General features: G+C 64.8%; 19 protein-coding genes. 10 read left to right on the forward strand and 9 right to left on the reverse strand.

All coding sequences use genetic code 11. The features are described from left to right. Nucleotides 1-25 precede the first annotated feature (25 nt). From ACTDXD_RS05110 to ACTDXD_RS05125, 4 genes are read left to right on the forward strand one after another with little or no spacing between them, the layout of a single operon-like run. On the forward strand, nucleotides 26-973 hold the full coding sequence (locus tag ACTDXD_RS05110; protein ID WP_440126091.1) for an ABC transporter permease: 948 nt from the start codon (nucleotides 26-28) through the stop codon (nucleotides 971-973). Next, nucleotides 970-1,875, forward strand: coding sequence for an ABC transporter permease (locus tag ACTDXD_RS05115; RefSeq protein WP_440126092.1), 906 nt, complete (start codon nucleotides 970-972; stop codon nucleotides 1,873-1,875). The genes ACTDXD_RS05110 and ACTDXD_RS05115 overlap by 4 nt, the downstream gene beginning before the upstream one ends. Then, nucleotides 1,872-2,858 (forward strand): ABC transporter ATP-binding protein, encoded by a 987-nt coding sequence (locus ACTDXD_RS05120; protein ID WP_440126093.1) that lies wholly within the window; start codon nucleotides 1,872-1,874, stop codon nucleotides 2,856-2,858. The genes ACTDXD_RS05115 and ACTDXD_RS05120 overlap by 4 nt, the downstream gene beginning before the upstream one ends. Then, a complete protein-coding gene (locus tag ACTDXD_RS05125; protein WP_440126094.1) occupies nucleotides 2,855-3,853 on the forward strand; it encodes an ABC transporter ATP-binding protein in 999 nt (332 codons plus the stop codon). Before ACTDXD_RS05120 ends, ACTDXD_RS05125 begins: the two co-directional genes overlap by 4 nt. A gap of 143 nt (nucleotides 3,854-3,996) precedes the next feature. Here ACTDXD_RS05125 and ACTDXD_RS05130 read toward each other — a convergent pair whose 3' ends face one another. Then, nucleotides 3,997-4,677, reverse strand: a complete 681-nt coding sequence (locus tag ACTDXD_RS05130) for a TetR/AcrR family transcriptional regulator (protein WP_440126095.1) — start codon at nucleotides 4,675-4,677, stop codon at nucleotides 3,997-3,999. Nucleotides 4,678-4,931: 254 nt separating this feature from the next. Between ACTDXD_RS05130 and ACTDXD_RS05135 the strand changes: the two genes are divergently transcribed. From ACTDXD_RS05135 to ACTDXD_RS05150, 4 genes are all read left to right on the forward strand, one after another. Next, nucleotides 4,932-5,855 (forward strand): zinc-dependent alcohol dehydrogenase, encoded by a 924-nt coding sequence (locus ACTDXD_RS05135; protein WP_440126096.1) that lies wholly within the window; start codon nucleotides 4,932-4,934, stop codon nucleotides 5,853-5,855. Between the two features lie 37 nt (nucleotides 5,856-5,892). Beyond that, a complete protein-coding gene (locus ACTDXD_RS05140; protein WP_440126097.1) occupies nucleotides 5,893-6,672 on the forward strand; it encodes a carboxymuconolactone decarboxylase family protein in 780 nt (259 codons plus the stop codon). 41 nt (nucleotides 6,673-6,713) lie between these two features. Continuing rightward, a complete protein-coding gene (locus ACTDXD_RS05145; protein WP_440126098.1) occupies nucleotides 6,714-8,279 on the forward strand; it encodes an ABC transporter substrate-binding protein in 1,566 nt (521 codons plus the stop codon). 96 nt (nucleotides 8,280-8,375) lie between these two features. Further along, nucleotides 8,376-10,046 carry a hypothetical protein gene (locus ACTDXD_RS05150; protein ID WP_440126099.1) on the forward strand — a complete coding sequence of 557 codons (1,671 nt, stop codon included), beginning with the start codon at nucleotides 8,376-8,378 and terminating at the stop codon, nucleotides 10,044-10,046. Nucleotides 10,047-10,381: 335 nt separating this feature from the next. Here the strand turns inward: ACTDXD_RS05150 and ACTDXD_RS05155 are convergent, their stop codons facing one another. From ACTDXD_RS05155 to ACTDXD_RS05185, 7 genes are all read right to left on the reverse strand, one after another. Continuing rightward, entirely contained in the window at nucleotides 10,382-11,332 is a 951-nt protein-coding gene (locus ACTDXD_RS05155) for an ERCC4 domain-containing protein (RefSeq protein ID WP_440127542.1), read from the reverse strand. A gap of 338 nt (nucleotides 11,333-11,670) precedes the next feature. Further along, entirely contained in the window at nucleotides 11,671-11,964 is a 294-nt protein-coding gene (locus ACTDXD_RS05160) for a hypothetical protein (RefSeq protein WP_440127543.1), read from the reverse strand. 195 nt (nucleotides 11,965-12,159) lie between these two features. After that, nucleotides 12,160-12,774, reverse strand: coding sequence for a hypothetical protein (locus ACTDXD_RS05165; protein WP_440126100.1), 615 nt, complete (start codon nucleotides 12,772-12,774; stop codon nucleotides 12,160-12,162). Nucleotides 12,775-12,843: 69 nt separating this feature from the next. Further along, nucleotides 12,844-13,494, reverse strand: coding sequence for a hypothetical protein (locus ACTDXD_RS05170; protein ID WP_440126101.1), 651 nt, complete (start codon nucleotides 13,492-13,494; stop codon nucleotides 12,844-12,846). A 113-nt stretch (nucleotides 13,495-13,607) separates the two neighbouring features. Continuing rightward, a complete protein-coding gene (locus ACTDXD_RS05175) occupies nucleotides 13,608-14,708 on the reverse strand; it encodes a saccharopine dehydrogenase NADP-binding domain-containing protein (protein ID WP_440126102.1) in 1,101 nt (366 codons plus the stop codon). Continuing rightward, entirely contained in the window at nucleotides 14,705-15,829 is a 1,125-nt protein-coding gene (locus ACTDXD_RS05180; protein WP_440126103.1) for a condensation domain-containing protein, read from the reverse strand. Before ACTDXD_RS05180 ends, ACTDXD_RS05175 begins: the two co-directional genes overlap by 4 nt. Then, nucleotides 15,817-16,074 carry a hypothetical protein gene (locus ACTDXD_RS05185; RefSeq protein WP_440127832.1) on the reverse strand — a complete coding sequence of 86 codons (258 nt, stop codon included), beginning with the start codon at nucleotides 16,072-16,074 and terminating at the stop codon, nucleotides 15,817-15,819. Before ACTDXD_RS05185 ends, ACTDXD_RS05180 begins: the two co-directional genes overlap by 13 nt. On the opposite strand from ACTDXD_RS05185, the gene ACTDXD_RS05190 reads away from it, so the two are divergent. Both ACTDXD_RS05190 and ACTDXD_RS05195 read left to right on the forward strand, forming a co-directional pair. Then, a complete protein-coding gene (locus ACTDXD_RS05190; protein WP_440127544.1) occupies nucleotides 15,955-16,218 on the forward strand; it encodes a hypothetical protein in 264 nt (87 codons plus the stop codon). The genes ACTDXD_RS05185 and ACTDXD_RS05190 overlap by 120 nt on opposite strands. Then, the gene (locus ACTDXD_RS05195; RefSeq protein WP_440126104.1) at nucleotides 16,215-18,737 is read left to right on the forward strand and encodes a methyltransferase; all 2,523 of its coding nucleotides are present in this window, start codon (nucleotides 16,215-16,217) and stop codon (nucleotides 18,735-18,737) included. Before ACTDXD_RS05190 ends, ACTDXD_RS05195 begins: the two co-directional genes overlap by 4 nt. Before the next feature lie 14 nt (nucleotides 18,738-18,751). Here the strand turns inward: ACTDXD_RS05195 and ACTDXD_RS05200 are convergent, their stop codons facing one another. Next, nucleotides 18,752-19,663 (reverse strand): NAD(P)/FAD-dependent oxidoreductase, encoded by a 912-nt coding sequence (locus tag ACTDXD_RS05200; protein WP_440126105.1) that lies wholly within the window; start codon nucleotides 19,661-19,663, stop codon nucleotides 18,752-18,754. Nucleotides 19,664-19,719 lie beyond the last annotated feature (56 nt).

Below are 19,719 nucleotides of genomic sequence, written 5' to 3' on the forward strand. Positions count from 1 at the left end.
CCACCGACAGAACAGGACGTAAACGATGCTCCGCCTGATCGGGCAACGACTGCTCGCGGTGATCCCTCTGCTGTTGATCGCCACCGCCATCACCTTCGGACTCATCCTCCTCATCCCCGGCGACCCGGCCCAGCGCATCGCAGGCGAGAACGCCACAGCGGAGCAGATCGACGCCATCCGCCTCGAGCTCGGCCTCGACAAGCCCCTGGTCGTGCAGTATTTCGACTTCGTGACCAGCCTGCTGCGCGGTGACCTGGGGACGAGCTTCACCTACCAGGCACCCGTCCTCGACATGATCGTCGACCGGTTGCCCGTCACGCTCTCCCTCACTGTCGTCGCCGTCTTCATCGCGCTGCTCATCGGCATTCCCGCGGGTATCGCAGGCGGCAGTCGGCCCGGCAGCCGACTGGACCGCACCACCGGTGTCGGCACCACGCTCGGAGTCGCCACCCCCAACTTCGTGCTGGGTTTGATCCTCGTGATGATTTTCTCGCTCACCCTCCGCGCATTGCCGTCGACCGGGTACACACCGCTGGCAAAAGGATTGTGGCCGTGGCTCAGTCATCTGCTGCTCCCCGCTGTCGCGTTGGGTCTCGCCGCAGCGGCCGAGATAGCGCGGCAACTCCGTAGTTCCATGATCGACGTCTTGCAGCAGGACTACGTCCGCACGGCCACCGCGAAAGGACTGGGACGACGACGGGTGCTGTGGAAACACGCCCTGAAGAACGCGTTCATCCCCACCGCTACCGTCCTCGGCATGCAGGTCGCGTTCCTGCTCGGCGGCACCGCTGTCATCGAATCCGTTTTCGGCCTCAAAGGGCTGGGAGACTTCGCCGTGCAGGCAGTGCTATCCGGCGATCTCCCTGCGATCCAGGGCATCGTGATCTTCGGCGTCCTCGCGACGGTCGTCATGAGCCTGCTCGTCGACATCTCGTACGGCTATCTCAACCCGAGGATGAGGAGCGCCGCATGAGCGACACCGTCCAGATCGCAGCCCTGGCCGACGAGCAGTCCGTGGTCGCTGCCGAAAGCCCGCGACGCCGGTTTCTGCGGCGGTTCCGTGGGCGTCCCGCCGCGATCGTCGCGGCCGTATTCCTGTTGCTGCTGGTGCTCTTCGGTCTGTTCGCGTCCGTGATCGCCCCGCATGATCCGCTCGTCCAGGACCTCACCGCTCGCCGGCTTCCGCCGCTGTCCGACGGCTATCTGCTCGGCACCGACAATCTCGGCCGCGACACCCTCTCGCGACTGCTCTACGGTGCCCGCGTCGCGGTCTTCTCGGCAGCGATCTCCGTCACGGTCGGACTCGTCATCGGTGTGGTGCCCGCACTCGTCGCCGGATTTCTCGGCGGCTGGTGGGATGCCGTGCTGTCGCGGATCGCTGACGCCTTCCTGAGTTTCCCCCCGTTGCTGCTGGCCATGGCCATCGTCGGAGTCATGGGGACGAACCTGACCAACGCGATGATCGCTATCGGAATCGTGTTCGGACCCAGATTCTTCCGCGTGGTCCGAGGATCTGTCATCGGCGTTCGCGAGAACACCTTCATCGAAGCATCTCGCAGCATCGGCACCCCCACCGCGCGCATCGTCAGGGAACACATTCTGCCGCACACGCTCTCACCGCTGATCGTGCAGATCAGTCTCGCGTGCGGATTCGCGATGCTGGCCGAATCCTCCCTCAGCTTCCTCGGGTTGGGTGTTCAACCACCCGACGCCAGCTGGGGACGGATGCTGGCCGAAGGCCGCGAAGCATGGAACTACACGATGTGGCCGGTCGCGATACCTGCGCTCGCGATCATCGCGGCCGTGCTCGCCTGCAACACCCTCGGCGACGGCATCCGCGACTCCGTTGGCCGCGAGAACAGGAGCAACCGTTGAACGAGCCGCTACTGAGCGTCGAAGGCCTCTCCGTCGAGTTCGCGACCGCCACAGGCTGGTCCCCGGTATTGCAGGACGTGTCCTTCCGCATCGGCGCGGGCGAACTCGTCGGACTCGTCGGCGAATCCGGATCCGGCAAGTCCGTCACCTGTTCGTCGGTACTCCGTTTGCTCCCCGAACGGCAGTCCCGCATCGGGTCGGGCACCGTCCGGTTCCGCGGTCGCGACATGCTCACGATGCCCGAGCGCGAACTCGACGGCGTGCGCGGCAACGACATCGCGATGATCTTCCAGGAACCGATGACGAGTCTGAACCCCGTGTTCACGGTCGGCGACCAGATCTCCGAAGTCGTGCGCAGGCACCGCCGTGTCGGGAAGAAGGCCGCGACAGCGCGCGCCGTCGAAGTCCTCGATCTCGTCGGGATCCCCGACGCCGCACGGCGCGTAGCGCAGTATCCACACGAGTTCTCCGGCGGCATGCGTCAACGCGCGATGATCGCGATGGCCCTCGCGTGCGAGCCGTCCCTGCTCATCGCCGACGAACCGACCACCGCACTCGACGTCACCATCCAAGCGCAGGTCCTCGACCTCATCCGCGAGATGGCCGAACGTTTCGACATGGGTGTGCTGTTCGTGACCCACGATCTCGGCGTGGTCGCAGACCTGTGCACCGACGTCGTCGTGATGTATGCGGGTCAGGTCGTCGAGCATGCGCGCGCCGAAGACCTCTTCTCTTCACCCCGCCACCCGTACACCGAGGGTCTCTTGCGGTCGGTACCCAGCATCGACGGCCGCAGCACCCTCCACACGATCCCCGGATCACCACCTGCGCCGAGCGCCATGCCTCGCGGTTGCCGGTTCGGGCCGCGCTGCGAGCATCGCATCGACAGCTGCCTGACCGAGGTGGCGCTCGCCGATGTCGATGACGGACGCAGCGCGCGGTGTGTTCGTACCACCGAGCTGACTCTGGAGAGAAGTCGATGACCGTGACCGTCGGAACTGTGTCGCCCACTCCGATCCTGAGCGTGCGCAACCTGCGCGTCGAATTCTCCGCCCCGCGAACACGCGGACGGAAACGGCGTGTGGTGCGCGCCGTCGACGACGTCAGCTTCGATCTCCGGCCAGGCGAAACCTTCGCGCTGGTCGGCGAATCCGGATCGGGAAAATCGACGACTGCGCGCGGCATCCTGCGGCTCGTGGACATCGCCGACGGAACGGTGCTGCTCGATGGTGTGGACATCACCGCGCTGAAGGGTCGCGAGCTGCGATCGGCCCGCCGCAACATGCAGATGGTGTTCCAGGATCCGTACTCGTCGCTGGATCCGGCGCGCACGGTCGGCGAGGCGATCGCCGAGCCCCTCGAAGTCCACACCGACCTCGATGCGGACGCGCTGCGACGCAGAATCAGCGACCTGCTCGAGCAGGTCGGGTTGCGGCCCGAGCATGCGCAGCGGTATCCGTACGAGTTCTCGGGTGGTCAGCGTCAACGGATCGCGATCGCCAGGGCCATCGCCGTGGAACCGAAGGTGGTGATCGCCGACGAAGCCGTCAGCGCGCTGGACGTATCCACGCAGAATCAGGTGATCGCGCTGCTCGAACGGCTCTCGACGGAGCTGGGTATCGCGTTCCTGTTCATCGCACACGACCTCGCGGTAGTGCGGCACATCGCCCACACCACCGCGGTGATGTATCTGGGTCGCATCGTCGAGTGGGGACCGACCGATCGTCTCTTCACGGAGCCTGCTCACCCGTATACGAAGGCGTTGCTGTCGGCGGTCCCGGTTCCGGATCCCATGCGTCAGCGCACACGCGACCGTATACGGCTCACCGGTGAGCTACCTGATCCGGCGAACCCACCGGCGGGTTGCGCCTTCAGTACCCGTTGCCCGGTGGCGCTCCCGGTGTGCCGCAGCGAACGACCCGAGGCGACGGGTGTCTCCAGTGGCGGCCAGGCTGCGTGTCACCTGCTGACCACCTGAGCGCCGGACCGCCATGGACGAGTGGCAACCCTGCCACAGACACGACGGTCGACCGACTTTCCATCGCTACCACGGGTTTCCACAGGTTTCGAACCATAGGAAACCCGTGCAAGTGGGGGAAACTTCGGCGCAGACACTGCACTTCAGGGAAGCTTCCGGAACACCGGAGCACCCTGGGGTGAGTTCTCGAGAGCCGCGAGCGTTTCCTCGGACGGAGGCGTCGTCAGGATGCTGACGAGCAAGTCCAGCAGTTGACTCACATGCAGCGCGTACGGCGCCACGGCGATCCCCTGCATGCGCATCCGGTGCCGGTCGGCGGAGATGGACACACATACTGCGGATGCCTGATGAATGCGCATGTCGCGGACAGGCTGCGGGATGTAGTCGAGCAGACGATCCAACCGGTCGTAGTAGTTGCGCTTGGACTCACGGTGACTTGCGGTCAGGTCATCCATCGGGTGGCTTTCCCGCAGCAGGAGCTCCAGAAACGGCAGGTAGTAGCAATCCTTGTCCTCCGCGAGTTCGATCAGCGGGAGTTGGTGAGCTTCGAGAATTCGTCGCACGTCGCCGTCGGGCAGTCTTGCTTCGAGTAGCTCACGACGATGCGTCAGTCCGTCGATCCGGTTGATCAGGATGGCCTGGATGAGATTCTCTTTGGTGCCGAAGTGATATTGCACCGCGGATTTGTTGGCCATGCCTGCGGCAACACTGATGTGGCGGAGTGGGACACCGTCGAGCCCGTGCAAGGCGTAGAGACGTTCAGCGGTGAGCACCAGCTGCTGCTTCGACGACGGCGCGACGGCGTGGTTCCGCTGTTCTGACATGCACCAAATGTAACCACCCCTCGACAAGTTAAGTCTTAGGACTTACTGTTCAGTTCACCGAGCGAGATTGAGCACTTCGTGGAGCACCGAACAACGCTCCAGCACGTCGACGAACGTACGAGTGCACCACCCGAGAGGTGCAGCATGAGCCGAGCCATTGTGTTCTCCGGTGACGAAACGTGGGAAGAGCGCGAATTCCCGGAACCCGACCCGCCTTCCGGGGGTGCCGTGCTACGGGTCGAATCGACAGGCCTGTGCACAGCGATGTCGATCATTTCCGCGGAAACATCCACACCTCGTGGGGAGGCGCATTTCCATCCGTGCCCGGTCACGAGATTGTTGGCCGCATCGACAAGATCCGGCCTGCCACCGCCGCACAATGGGGCGTCGAGGAGGGCGACCGCGTTGCGGTGCGCGAACTTGTGATCACCCCCGACGGAAATCGAATCTACGGACACGACTTCTCCATCCATGAAGGTTCCGGCCTGTACGGCGGGTTCGGCGAGCATCTCGAGCTGCTCCCGGGTTCGAAGGTCTATCGGCTGCGCGATGACCGCCCCGCCGACGAACTGACCTTCTTCGAGCCCCTGAGCTGCGCGGTGACCTGGGTGAAACCGGTCCGCAAGGACGACACTGTCGTCATCGAAGGGCCGGGCCACATGGGCATGGCCACCATCGTGGCCGCACGCGCTGCGGGTGCCTCGACGATCATCGTGACCGGGACCGCACGCGACCGATTCCGCCTCGATCATGCGCTGCGAGTCGGCGCCGACCACACCATCGACGCCGAGAACGAAGACGCCGTCGACCGGGTCCGGGACATCACGAACGGACAGATGGCCGATGTCGTCATCGATGCCGCATCGGGAAGCCCCGTGACGGTCAACCTGGCCATGGACCTCGTACACAAAGGCGGCCACGTAGTTCTGGCGGGGATGAAGGACGGGCCGCTGGAGGGCTTCCATCCGGACTGGATCCCCACCAGGCGCATCACCCTGCACCCGGGGGCGGGTATCGACACCGAGCAAGCGGTCGAACTCATCAACGCGGGAAAGATCCCCACCGCCGACCTGCTGGGCGACAGCTACCCACTCGACCGGTTCGCGGACGCGTTCTCGCACATGACCGAGCGCACGCCCGCACACGACTCCATCCGAATCGCCTTGACCCTCTGCTGATCACCGCGCTGCCACTTCCCAACGAAGGAACTCGAATATGAGCAACGACTTGGCCGACGAGACATTCCGCACCGTCCTGCGCCGCGAGCCCACCGAGATCACCACGCCCTTCCAACAGGTTTCACGCGACTTCGTTTTCGGCGACGTGTGGTCGCGCCCCGGGCTGAGCCGCAAAGACCGTCGGTGGATCGCTTTGGCCTGCGTCGCCGGCGCGGATGCGCCAGGACCCATCGAGGCGTATGTGCGCGCCGCCCTCGACAGCGGTGACATCGAACTGGAAGAGATGCTCGAATTCGTCCTCCACTTCGCCGTGTACAGCGGGTGGCCCAAGGCCGCGCATCTCGAAGGTGCCGTCATCAGGCAATGGACACAGATTCACCACGACCGCGGTCAAGAACCCGGGCCGTGGCCGGAACTGTCGCACGACACTCTCGGACCTTCGGACTGGGACACACGATTCGAGGCCGGCGCGCAGGAGTTCCTCGACGTCAATCTCATTCCCGCACCTCCCCACACCACGCCCTACCGGCACGCAGGCATCCTCAACTTCGTCTTCGGCCATGTATGGCAGCGACCCGGTCTCACCCGACGTGAGCGACGTATCATCACCGTCGCCTGCGTCGCCTTCGCCGACGCTCCCACTCCGATGAAGAGCCATGTCACCGCCGCGCTGCACTCGGGTGACATCACCAAGCCCGAGATGGACGAGATCGTCCTCCAGTTCTCTGCGTACTACGGGTTCGCGAAGGGTGAAGCGCTCAGCGAAGTCGCCGAAACAGCATGGGCAGAAAGGCCTGCCACCGTCGCGAAGGCATAGCCGACCAGCCTCCCGCATCACCGACACCCGAAAGTTCAACGATGATCCGACACTGGCGTGCCCTCTCCCGATTCGCAGCAGTCTGCTCCGCGGTGCTCATCCTCGGCGCTTGCGGTGGGACATCCGATCCCGGGGGCTCCGACGGCGAGCCGATCGCCGGCGGGAATCTGAATGCGATACAGATGACGGAGCCGCGCACACTCGATCCCGCGAACATGTCCAACAGCTGGGCGTTCCAATCACTGCTGGGTAACGCTCTTTACGGCACGCTGATCACCAATGACGTCGAGTCGCTGGAGATCAACCACGCCATGGCCACCGAAGCCTCCACGAGCGACGAGGGCCGGACATTCACGTTGACCCTCCGCCCTGGACTGTCCTTCACCGACGGCACTCCCCTCGACGCCGCCGCGGTGAAGTTCAACTGGGATCGCCTACGTGATCCGGCACTGGGTTCGACCTCCCGCCGCCAGGCCATGCAGATCACCGCAACAGACGTGGTGGACGAGACCACCTTGACAGCAACTCTGGATCCACCGAATCCGCACTTCGCGGACAGCCTCGTCCAGTCCTCGATGAACTGGATTGCGTCTCCCACGGCACTACAGCAAGGGCAAGCCGCCTTCGACGCGAACCCCGTTGGAGCAGGACCGTTCACACTTGTCGACTGGGCACGGCAGGACAGAATCGATCTCGCGAAGTACGACGGCTATTGGGATGCGCCGAAGCCCTACCTCGACAGCATCACGCTACGTACGTCACCCGACACCAATCAACGACTCAACGCCGTTGTGTCGGGCGCCGCAGACCTGACCGCCGACTCGAACTGGTCCACCATCGCACGCGCAGAAGACGGCGGACTTCACGTCGAGACAGTCCCCATGGGCGGCGGCCAGTTCCTCGGAATGAACATGCGACGCGCTCCCTTCGACGACGAACGCGCGCGGCGCGCAATCGCTCTCGCTGTCGATCCGGCCACCATCAACGCCGCCGTGTACCCGGGTGCTGGTGACGAGCAATTTCCGCGCACCGTTTTCCAGGAGTCGTCACCGTTCTACAGCGATCTCCCGTTCACCCGACCCGACAAGGACGCCGCTCAGCAGTTGTTCGACGAGTTGGCAGCCGAGGGCAAGCCGGTGTCGTTCACGTTCGTCGGCTACTCGTCGGCCGAGAACAAGGTGGCAGCCGAGGCATTGCAGGCCAATCTCACGGAGTTCGACAACGTCGAGGTCGACATCGAGATCGTGGACAATACAGAAGGCGTAACGAGGTTGACCGGCCACGACTTCGACATGATGATCACCTCGGCCCTGGTCCAGGATCCCGATGCTGCGTTGTGGTCGGCATTCCACCCCGATTCGTCAGGCAACTTCATGGGTGTCGACGACCCTGCCCTCACCCAGGCCCTCGACGCCGGCCGCAACGCCGACACCGTTGAGGTGCGACGCGAAGCATACGACGTTGCGCAGCGCCGGCTCGTCGACCTGAATGTCGGACTGTGGTACGTCCGAGGTGCGCCGTCGGTGATAGCCGCGACCGACCTCGAGGGAATTCTGATGTACGGGTCGGGGTCACTCTTGCCCGAGGAGCTTCAGTTCACAAAGTAGCGTCGGCACCCAATAGCGAACAGCACTCCCGTGGCGGCCGATGTCGAATGGGATTCCGACATACCGCATCGGCCGAGAGTGCCGTTAGAATCCGGCATGCCTTACGCCGTCCCGCCCGCCGATCCCAACATCCGACTCGAAATCAACGCCTACGCTCCCACTGCACTTCAGGACGTAGGAATCGCGTATTGGCGGCTGGACGGACTCGACCCGGAGACCGGCGAGCCGGTATGGGAGCACAACGTCGGGGCACTCCCCTACAAGATGTGGTCGGGTGGAGCACACTATGCAGCCGCCGCTGCCGTCGCCGCAACGCTCCTCGGCTACTGGTGCGCTTCTTGTAAAGGTGAGCTGGTCTTGACGTCGAGGCAAGCGCTGTCCGATGCCCTCGTCGGGAAAGCCGTCGAGTGCCGCCGATGCAATACCCGTGTCGACGATCAGGCAGCCGGGATTCTCAATCCACGCGCGCTCACGGCCAGCGCCCGACGCGCGATCGAGGCACAAGGGCACGTAGCCGTCGAACAGGCGCGCCGCGAAGTGATCGCTGAGCAGTATCCGGTGGAGTCCGTCGACCCGGAGCAGCTGCTCGCCGACGCTTCGCTCCCGGCGAAGCTCGGAGCGCTGTCGGTGATCCACGCGGTGGGCGACACGGACGGGTTGATCTATCCCATCGAGATCAACGATCGGACGATCGCCCCGAACGCATCACTCAGCAAGGACCTTTTCATCGCAGCCTGGGACGGAGGGCTGCTCCAGGTCCATCCGACCTCACCGACGAGTTCGTTCACGTGGGACGGCGGCACCGGTCTCGGCGAAGGTTTCTACACCAACCGCGCCAGGTTCTTCGTTCCCGGCGAAGAGCCCGTCGAGAGCCGACTCGCGCGCTTCGTCGATCTCCTTCTTGCACAACTGGACCCAGATCGCATGTCGTCGTCCGACCGCACCGAACTGGCTGAGCTCGCGCAGCATCTCGTCGCCGAGGAATCGGGTCGATACTTCATTCGCATGCTCAGCGAGCACAATCTGCCCGAGCTCACCGAGACCCAAGAAGAGGAACTGCGTGCTGTCACAGCGCGCGGCGCGGGGCTGTTCCCGATCGGGCATCTGGACCGGATGGCATGGGGAGCCACCCGCGATGCAGCCGGCGCCTTTCATCGCAACGCCGGTATGCCGGGAGCCAATGCGAACACCTACGGGTTGAAACAGTTCGAACGCTGGATTCAGGGCGCTACCGACAATCCGAGTGTGCTCTCCGAACCGTTCAGCGAAGAGGAACGAAACCTCCCCCTTTCGTCGGCCACCGGCATCGTGTTCCGCACCGTTCTCGGTCTCGACCCGATGAGCGCGAGCCCCAGCGATATCGCCGGAGCACTCACCGAAGCCCCCACCGACATCCCTGCCGCCGAGCCGCTCGACGACTGCGACGCGAGCATCCCCGATCACCATCAGCTGATGGAATGGCTCAGGACCTCGCCCTACTACTGGGAGGACGGTCAGTTCCGGAAGGCGCTCGGCCTGATCGAAGGCTCGCCTCCCCAGGTCTGCGCGCCGGGCTGCGCGCACGAACGCATCGCGCATGTCGCCCGTGAATGCGGTGGCGTCTACGATCGCATCGTCTCGATGCTCGGGGATGCCGACGCGGCCATCCTCACCGCTGAGGCGACTGCCGTGGCCAACGCGCTCGATGACGAAGTGCGCGCCGGCGACGCACTGCTGACTGCGGTGGTCCACGCGCTGCAGGCTCAACCCTCTCCTGGATCGAACTGACCCCGACCTACCAACACCGTCGGCGAGTGTCAGTGTGGCCGATCGCCGCTTTGTGCTCGCCTCCAACCTCCGACATGAGAAATGTTCCGGAGACCGCGTCGGCTTCGTATCGTGTGCACCACGGGAGGATGTGCACCGGCGTCACGCCCGGCCGAGACGCCGGAACCTCGCGTGTCCAACAGATTCCGTACTACGAGGATCTGTCCCGGCTCCAGCTCCAGCTATCGAGATCGAGGAGATGCACCGTTGACGAGCAACACCCGGCGGTGGAACGTCCACCCGTCAAGGGCCGACACGGTCCGGAACGACCTGGTCGCGGCACTTCACCACAACACCTACCCGTGAGCGGAACGCCAGGCAGCCCACACCTCGGGGCGGAGCCGACCACGATCAGGCACATCGAAGCCTTCCCCGCGAGCCCACGCGCGCACCTGCGCGGTGGACGGTTCTGCGGCGGCAGCGTCGTTCTGCTGCGGTGTGATGCGTTCGCGGGCGGTGTCTTCGATGCCCGCCCACTCGTGCGCGGCAGCAAGGTACCGGTAGGTCCACTCCTCGGCGAGCTGCCGGGTCTCACAGAACACGATCGGCACACTCGGGTAGCGGACCTGCAGTTCGGCAAGGCCGTCCGCGATCACCGCGGGCCTGACCCGTTCGAACTTGAACACGGACGAGTAGCGGTCTTCCACCACCACCGAAGCGCGCGGAATAGCTGCCAGTTCGGCCATCGCGAAACGCAGCTTCCCGCTGGTCAGACTGCCCACCAGATCGGCCAACGACTTGCGTTCGACCGACGCCACCAGCTTGTCGTCGACGACAAGCCCGTAGTCGCCACACGGCAGCGCCCGCGTCAACGTGGCGACCTGCTGCCCGGGGAATTTGTATGCGTAGCGCTCGTGGGAATCGACGACGATCGTCAGATCGGGGATACCTGCGGCCCGAGCGACCGGGGTGCGCACGTTCGGACGCGCCTGTTTCCTGGTGCGCGGCGACTGCCAGAACACAGCGTCACGGCCGCGGGCTTTGGTGAATACGATCTGGGACCGGTTTTCTCGTCCCCGATCCAGCACCACGTCGATCGCGGCGCCGCGGCGCACACAGGAACGCAGCGCCACCTGCTCGACGATCTCGGGGTTGCCAGGCCACTCGTCGGTCGAAACTGGATAGCAGAACAACGCTTTGGTGCGCGGCCAGGTATCGGAAGTGCGGAACACCAGTCCGCCCGCAAGCGGGAGTCGCAGCAGGAACGGCAACCGCGAGGCCTGGTCCGGATTGCGGGCAATCACCATGTCCACAGTGCTCAGCAGCCTCCCACTCGGCGGTTCATATCGAGCAGTATCCGATACAGCGTGTGCACCGACAACCTTTCCGCTGTTGCAGCGCGACGCTCGCGACTCGATGGCACATCAGATCGGTTGAAGGCGCCCAGCGGCACGTTCGCTCGGACTCATTCCTCGGGGCCGCCACCTTTCCGTATCAGGGTGTGGTGAAATCGGTGGTCTGTGAGGCACTCTTCCAGCGAGTGTTCCAGCTTCCCACAGCTGCACTTGCGGCAGCGGGAAGCTGGAATGTGCGCGAGTAGCATTCGCGCACATCATGTCTCGTCGGCCGACTCCGAGTCGCGCGTTCAGTGGTCGTCGTAGTGGCCGTCGTGGGCAGCGTGCCGATGCCCGTCGTGGATGTAGTCGACGTGATCGCCGTGCGGGACGGCGACGTGCCCACATTCCGGGCCGTGGGCGTGATCGTGCCCGTCGTGAACCCGATGCTCGGTCGGCTCGCATTCGTCGAAATGCCCGTCGTGAGCGCGGTGCAGGTGCCCGTCGTGGACGTAGTCGACGTGATCGCCGTGAGGTACGGCAACGTGCCCGCAGCCATCGGCGTGAACATGGTCGTGGTCGGAATGTTCCTGGTGAACGCTCATCATCGAACTCCTCGGTGGAGATGCAGTCGAAGTTCCGTGTCTTCCAGTCTCCCACTTCATGAGCATCGTGCGTCCAGGTCCCGCCGCAAGCCTTGAAACGTGCACTTACTCCCGTTGGTCGTAGGGTGCGCACATGACGCGTCGGTGTGCTCGCGCAGAACACGACGATGCCAATGGTGGTGCACGCGCTCCCGGTTATCCCAACGTCAAGTTGAAGTCGTCGAGGAGCGAAGCGGTAACTGCATCCCGTGCCCATCCGCCGGTGTCGAGTGGTGCCGAGCGCACAATCGTCAGAGCGGGTGCCGTTCGACCGTCGATCAGCATGAGCGCAAGTTCGTTTCGTCCGTGTCGACACTCGTATCGAAGACCTTGCACCGCAGTGGTATTGGTCAGAATTTCGATCGCGGTCGGGCGGGTCTGACCATAGTCCCGCCAAGTACAGGCCGTCAGGGAGGCATCCTGGCCGAGCCGGATCAGATTTCGCTGACCGTCCAGAACCGCAATGTCGACGTCGTCGTCCAGTACGAGTTGGGCCAAGGACTCACCCGCCAGCAGGCGCTTGCGGATGATCAAATCCGGTGGAATGTCCTGACCACGGAGGATACCCTCGGCGACCACCGATACTCCGAGATACAGGTAACCGCCCAGTGCTGCCCCACCCGGGCACACGGCAGGGTCGTGAACTGGCTCGAAACGCCCCTGCGTCGGAATTGCCGCCGTGCGTACGTCGAGGGTACGCGCATCAACCCAGGGAGCGATGTTGCTGCGGTTGAACGCATTCGGAGGATACGTGGACGACGTCCAGTGCACTCGCCACACCGCGTACCCGCCGCGATGGTGTCGATGTTCGCTGGATTGCCGTTGTAGGCGCCCACCCTCCTACATTCCCCGCTCGGCAGCGCTGATCATGTTGTCGACGGCGACCTCGGTCAGATCACCGTCCTCGAGCTCCTGCAATGGCGTCTGGTCGTCAAGGATGTCGGAAGGAGTGCGCCACCAGGACATGACCCCCCATGGGTCCTCGGCGGCCCCCAGTCTGCTGTTGGCGTACGCCACAATCGGCCATACCCGATGATGCACGGTGTCGAATTGAAACGCCGGATAGTGGTAGTCGGGACGGCGTCCCAACGGCAAACCGAGCAACACACCCTCGTCACGCAGCTTCTTCACCAGGGTCCGCGATTCCCCCGCCCGCGGCGCCAGCACCCGGCCGGCCTCCCCGGCTTTGAGAGTGTCCACTTTCCCGAGCAACGACCGCCGCCGCCTGGCCACTGCCTCCGCCGCGCCTCCGGCACCAGTCTCCACCGGGCCGGTGAACGCCTCATCGAGAAGCAGCTTCGCGATCAACGCCCATTCCTGTCGCGGAGCATTACGGGTCACGTATTCCACAAACCCGCTGGCCACCTCACCGCGACGACGTCCGGGGTGAGCCGCGCTCAATCGATGGCTACGGCCTGCGACCACGCGCGGCCCACCGCCTTGCGAGGTATGCGGCTTGATCACCTTCCGCCGGATTCGATTCTCCGCCATCCTGCACCTCCGAGTACGTTAAGTACGTTTTTCAATCGTACTCAACGTAACTAGCATTAGGCAAGGCGACCGCAGATCGGGGCGATGAACCGCCTCCGTGTAAAGACGATCCACTACTCCACCATCAACTCGTGCACCAATGGATCGACTCGGAGCCGCTCCACCGTGTAGGACGGGTCGAGTGCCTCTGCTGCCAGGTGGACGCCAGGTGAGACTCGCCCGTTTAGGATGTGCTCGGCAGCGAGAGCGACCACCGAACCGCTGAGACCGTACGAATCCTCGGCGCGCAGGACCACCCGCGTGGTGCCTCGAGGATGGCCCTGGGCTGGCCTGCCCGTGAACAACATGATGTAGAACGATCCGAATTCGTCCTCGTCGGCGATGGTGGCCTCGACAATCGACGGAATGAACGGCGCGAGTTCGGCGTGATCCGGGGACGCCGGCAGCTGTGCCCACGCGTGCGCCATCGCGCGAGAAAGACGGTCGGAGGCGAAGACGTTGTACGAGCGCACCTCGGCGACTCCCGGTAACGCTCCCAGGGACTGTGCTTCGGTCGTCAGATACGGCCACGCATGCACCGGACGCGGGAAGCCCGGAAGCGTGACGTCGTGGAGCGGCGGCACCGAGTTGGATGCGATCTGTCCGTCTTGCATCGACGCCATCGACTCGCCGAAGCGCTCACCGCGGGTCAGGAGCCCATCGGCGGCCGACAACTCGGTGAACCGGGCCACCCCACCGACGTACGTGTCCAGCCGGCGCAATGGCCGGTCTCCGGCAATCAAGCGCGGCAGCAGACCGGACAGGCCCGGCATCGCACCTGCCGAGAAGATCGCAGTCCGGTCACGCGCGGTGTCCGCAGCCCGGAGCGCATCGGCGGCGGGAAGTTCCCCACCGATATCGACATAATCGGCACCGACGGAGAAGGCGGTCCGCGCAACCGAATCCAGTACGAGATAGGAGGGTCCGGCGCAGTTCACCACAATGCTGCAGCCACAGCAGAACTGTTCGAGATTCGTCTCGTCCGCCAGGTCCAACCTGACCGCCTCGGCTTCTCCTGCGCATTCCTCTGCGACAGCTGCTGCTGTGTCGAGGTTGCGGCCACCGATGCGGAGAGATCCGAGTCCGGCTGCGGACATGCGCAACGCCGCAGTGCGGCCCACCGTCCCCGACCCGCCGATCAATCCGATGACCGGTGCGGCAATACTGTCACTCACTGAATGACTCCCAATCGCAGCCGAACCGCCGAGGCGGCGCCCGCGACGGTGGGATCGTCGAGGAAGTCTCGAATGGCAATGGCTGCACCGGTTTCCTTGGCCAGCAACGACACCACACGGACCGCCAGCATCGAGTCTCCGCCGAGGGCGAAGAAGTTGCCGCCGCGATCGAGGACCGGAACGTCGAGGAACTCTTCGAACACTTCGCACACGGTGTATTCGAGATCGTCGATGGGCGGTCCGCTGTGCTCAGCAACCGGAGGGTCGGGCAGCAGACCCAATCGCATCCGGTCGTCGGCGACCGGGTCGCCGTCGCGCGGAAGATTCGGGGCGGCGTCCCACCCTCTGCCTGCAGCAAGTTCATGAACGGTGGATACGAACTCCTCGAAGGCCACCGCCACTTCCGCTTCGTCGAAGATCTCGTCGACCAGTGAGAACACGGTCACCACTTCGTCGCCGAGTTCGAAGCAGCGAACTTCCAGAGCGACCTGCGGAGTGCGGAGCTGATGGAAGTAGTCCGCGATGTCGACCGTTCCCAGCGGGCCTGCGTCCGTCGAGGCCGTCCCGCCCATCGCAGCGTCGACTCCCAGAACGCTTTGGAAGACGATCGGTGCCGGTGGGCGTCTGGTACCGCGCCTGCGGGCGAGCTCGCGGCCCGCTTCGACACCGGAGACGAGATTGTGCGACGTGTATTCGCTCGACACCGACTGCACCGACGCCGCCAGCTCGGCGAAACTGGCATCGGGGTCCAGTTCGAGTGGAATGAGCATGGTGGCTGCGAATGCCCCGACCACCCGGTGCACGTCGGGATGCAGCGGCAAACGGTTGAGCTGCAGCGCATTGAGGAGCAGGTGCGAGTGCCCGGCCCACCGCGCGAGCACCGTGCCGAAGGCCGTGAGCATGACCGTCGACGCTGTGACGTCATGTGCGGTGCACTGTGCTCGCAGCGCCGCCCACTCGTCGGCCGAGAACCGTGCCTCACGGTTGCCCATGGTGACCGGCCGGACGGACTTCGGGTCGGCGACCAGCGGGAGCGCGGGCGGCGCGGGCAGCTGATCGAGACGAGCCCACCACCACTCGCGGTCTGCCAGCCATGCGTCGGTGCGGCTCAGCCCGGACACGTGACGACACCTCCGGCGCGAGAGCGCGCAGACGATCGGGCAGCAGCCGCCGGGTCGATCGTGCCGGCCGGTTCCGGCCGCTGCCCCGGCGTCCTGACCAGCTGTCCGGCGGTCAAAGACAACGTATCGCGATTGCTCGGGCACTCGCGGGCCGTCCACGCCTTCTCATCGCCGACGAAATGACGGCGTCGCTCGATCACAACACGGCGGCGCTGATCATCGACCTGCTCGACGAACTCAGACACTCCCACACCGAAACCGACTACGGCCTATCGATTCTGGCCACAACACACGACGAACATCTGGCCGGCCGAGCCGATCGTGTCGTCGAAATACGCAGAGCCTCCATCACCGAAATCCCATCGCACACGAGGAGCGCGCACTCATGACCGACACCGAACTGCCCTGGTACAGCGATCTCGACGCAGCCGTCGGCGCTCTGTCCTCGCACCCGTGGATCGCGCGCGTCGATTCCGATGGAGACGCAGGAGTACGCATCGTGGTATCCGACGGCGCTGTGGCGACGACGAGAGCAGAGGGTGCAGCGGTGGTCGGTGGCCTCACCCATGAGCATCTGACGCACTGGGCCGAGGTGTACGACTGGACCTACAGCTCCGCACACGACGCGAAGACGGAGAATCGGGACGACGATTTGGCCGGCTGGCGCGCCACCGACACCGGCGAGCCGCTTCCGGCCGTGCACATGATGGAATGGGTCGAGCGCACAGTCGAACTCGTTCTCGCGCACCATCCTCGCAATGTGCTCGAGCTCGGTTGCGGGACGGGATTGTTGATGCGCAGACTCGCCCCGCACGTCGACAGCTACCTCGGTACCGACGTCGCAGGCGAGGTCGTGGACAGACTTGCCGCGCAGCACATCGCCGGGACCAGCTTCGTCAAGGCTGCCGCGCACGAACTGCGAGGACAGCTCGTGCAGGACGCCGTCGCGGCCACCGGAGCAACACCGGACTGCATTCTTCTGAACTCCGTCACCCAGTGCTTTCCTGACACCCACTATCTCGCTGCAGTCGTACTCGACGCCATCGACTCGGTCGCTCCCGGCGGCACCGTGATCGTCGGCGACATCCGCCACTCGGGACAATTGCGCGATTTCGCGCGCTGGGCGGAGATGGCCAAGAATCCGGGCGGAGACCCGGACACTCTGGAAGTCCGGGTGGATCGGCGTGCGGCTGCGGACAGCGAATTGTCGGTGGACCCGTCGACGCTCGCGTCGATCGCGGCCGCGTCCGATCGAGAGGTGTCGGTACTCACATACGCGAAGACCTTGCGCGACGATTCCGAACTCACCCGGTATCGGTTCGATGCGGTTTTCACCGTCGACGCCGAAATCTCGGAGAGCGGTCCGCCCTCCACGGCCTCGTGGCACGATCCCGATTGCGACGGCAACGCGCTGACCGATCTGCGGGTTCGCGTCGAGTCCGAACCCACCCTGATCACCGACATCCCTCGATCCGTCCCGGCAGCGGCACTGCGTTCGGCGCTGACCGGTACGAATGCGGTGGTGCTGATCGATCCGTCCGATACCGCCGTGTTCCGGGTGGCCTCGCCCGCGGCAGTCGGCGCGATCACTGCGACCGACCTGCCGAAGGCCGGCACGCCTCACGAGCCGTTGGGCGCGTTCGCTCGCAGCCGGATGCTCGATATCGCCCGTACACTGCTGCGCCGAGCCGATATCACCCGCCCGGAACGCATGACCGTCGAACTCCCCTCCGGCCGAGGTCTCGACATCGTGGCAGCGGAACGTCGCCGACGCGAAATCGATCGTGCGGGACGGTGTGCTGTATCGGGAACATCGGAACCGATCTCCGACTCAGCACTTGCCCGCGTGCCGGGCGCTGTCGAACAGTTGGATGGCATAGCTCTCGGTGCGCTGGCGGGCTTCCTGTGCTCGGAAGCCGGGGCTCGCCCCGGCACGGCATCGTCGATCGGTCGAGTGGCGGCGACACTGCGAGTCGCAGAACGACACCGGTGGATCCTGCGTCGGTGGATCGAGGTGCTGTGTGCCGAGGGACGCGCACACATGCAAGGAGTCGACGATTTCGTGCTTGCGGAGCCCGTTCAACCGTCGACGACCGGTATCGACGACCGCGCACTCGCGCGCGCGTGCCGTGCCCTGGGGTATCCGTCCGCGATGGCCGAGTTCTACGCGACAGCGCTGTCCTCGCTCGGTCCACTGCTGCGCGACGAGATGTCGGCACAGGCATTGATGTTCCCCGACGGGGACATGACCACGTCGCTGAGCAAGGACGAGAGGAACATCAGCAACCGGTACCTGCACGGCGCGGCGGCCCAGGTCATCGCCGAGGCCGCACGCACCCGGCCTGGCCCGCTCCGCATTCTGGAACTGGGTGGCGGCGCCGGCGGCGGCACACAAGCCGCGCTCGCCGCACTCGGCGACCGCGAGGTCGACTATCTTTTCACCGACATCTCTCGTTTCTTCACCACGTCTGCAGTGGAGCGATTCGGTGGCCGTCCCGGATTTCGCACCGCAACAGCAGATATCGATGTGCGGCTGACCGATCAGAACCTACCGGCACATGCATTCGACGTGGTGCTTGCCGCAAACGTCCTTCATTGTGCGACCCACGCGGGATTGTCGGTTGCAGCTCTGAGTGAAGTACTGGCAGCGTCGGGGATGGCTGTCGTGATCGAGGCCGTCCGTGAACACTACCTCGTGCTGGCCACAATGCAGTTTCTACTGTCGCCGCGATCCGGCGCGGTGGCTCCGGTCGGGGTCGACCGACGGAACGGGAGCGTCTTTCTCTCCGATGCCGATATCCGGCACTATCTGTCCGTCAACGGTATTCGTCCTACCATCGAGCTTCCCGAGGAGGGAACTGCGCTCGCCTCACCGTCACAGCGCCTGTTCGTCGGCCAAGCGCTGTGACACCGAAACGGCTATCAGGCGAATGTGTCGCTGAAGAGATCCTGCTCCAACCACACTGCGGCACGGACACCGTCTGCGGCAGCAGGAGCCACCAGTGTCACCGGGTCGGGGACGGCTGCGAGATGTGCGGCGTCGCCACCGGCGGACACCCCAGGAACGGTCGTCTTGCCGAACTCGTCGATCCGCACACACCCGTCGTCGAAATGCTCACATCCCAGCGCGCGAGTGAGCGTCGTATTGGGCGTCGTCGGCGCCCGGTGATAGAGGGCTTGACGCTCGAGAAGGGTGCCGTCGGCGAAATGCACTTCCAGCGAACGGTGTTCGCCCGTGATGCGGTCGATCGGCGTCTCCACCACTCGTGCGCCCGTCTTGTCCAGCATGGCGCGCAACGGCTCCGGGATGGTCGATGGGCCGTTGGTACACACCGTCACGTCGTCGGAATAACGGTCGGCGACATAGGCCCCGAGACCCGCGTCCGCCCCGTTGGCCAGGACGGCGAGCGCCAGACCGTCGGTCTCGAATCCGTGGCAGAACGGGCAGTGAAAAACCTCCGATCCCCAGCGTTCGGCCAGGCCCGCGATCTCCCACGGGACGTCGATGACACCAACTGCGAAGAAGAGTTTGCGGGCCTGCACTGAAACCTCGTCGTCCACCGTCACCGTGAATGCGCCGTCGGTTCCGTCGACGGCGCTGACCTGCCCGGAAATCCGCTCGACCGTCGGATATGCCTCGATTTCGGCACGTCCGTCGGCGAGGAGTTGGGCCGGCGCGCCGCCGTCGCGTCCGAGGTACATGTGCATTTCGGCAGCAGGTGCATTGCGTGGCCGTCCCCCGTCGACCACAAGAACGGATCTCTTCTGGCGCCCGAGTACCAGTGCGGCGCTGAGACCCGCAGCACCTGCGCCCACGATGACGACGTCGTACATGAGGCATCTCCGATCAGCGGTCCGACGACCGCTACTGTTGAATGTGATTGTCGTTA

Origin of the sequence: Rhodococcus sp. SJ-3, assembly GCF_051918125.1 — a bacterium.
Classification (GTDB): domain Bacteria; phylum Actinomycetota; class Actinomycetes; order Mycobacteriales; family Mycobacteriaceae; genus Rhodococcus.

Coding starts and splice junctions, on each gene's coding strand:
- ACTDXD_RS05125 (WP_440126094.1), top strand. CDS start 2,855: ATGACCGTGACCGTCGGAACTGTGTCGCCCACTCCGATCCTGAGCGTG.
- ACTDXD_RS05110 (WP_440126091.1), top strand. CDS start 26: ATGCTCCGCCTGATCGGGCAACGACTGCTCGCGGTGATCCCTCTGCTG.
- ACTDXD_RS05170 (WP_440126101.1), bottom strand. CDS start 13,494: ATGGCGGAGAATCGAATCCGGCGGAAGGTGATCAAGCCGCATACCTCG.
- ACTDXD_RS05155 (WP_440127542.1), bottom strand. CDS start 11,332: ATGGTGATTGCCCGCAATCCGGACCAGGCCTCGCGGTTGCCGTTCCTG.
- ACTDXD_RS05200 (WP_440126105.1), bottom strand. CDS start 19,663: ATGTACGACGTCGTCATCGTGGGCGCAGGTGCTGCGGGTCTCAGCGCC.
- ACTDXD_RS05160 (WP_440127543.1), bottom strand. CDS start 11,964: ATGAGCGTTCACCAGGAACATTCCGACCACGACCATGTTCACGCCGAT.
- ACTDXD_RS05145 (WP_440126098.1), top strand. CDS start 6,714: ATGATCCGACACTGGCGTGCCCTCTCCCGATTCGCAGCAGTCTGCTCC.
- ACTDXD_RS05150 (WP_440126099.1), top strand. CDS start 8,376: ATGCCTTACGCCGTCCCGCCCGCCGATCCCAACATCCGACTCGAAATC.
- ACTDXD_RS05130 (WP_440126095.1), bottom strand. CDS start 4,677: ATGTCAGAACAGCGGAACCACGCCGTCGCGCCGTCGTCGAAGCAGCAG.
- ACTDXD_RS05115 (WP_440126092.1), top strand. CDS start 970: ATGAGCGACACCGTCCAGATCGCAGCCCTGGCCGACGAGCAGTCCGTG.
- ACTDXD_RS05140 (WP_440126097.1), top strand. CDS start 5,893: ATGAGCAACGACTTGGCCGACGAGACATTCCGCACCGTCCTGCGCCGC.
- ACTDXD_RS05195 (WP_440126104.1), top strand. CDS start 16,215: ATGACCGACACCGAACTGCCCTGGTACAGCGATCTCGACGCAGCCGTC.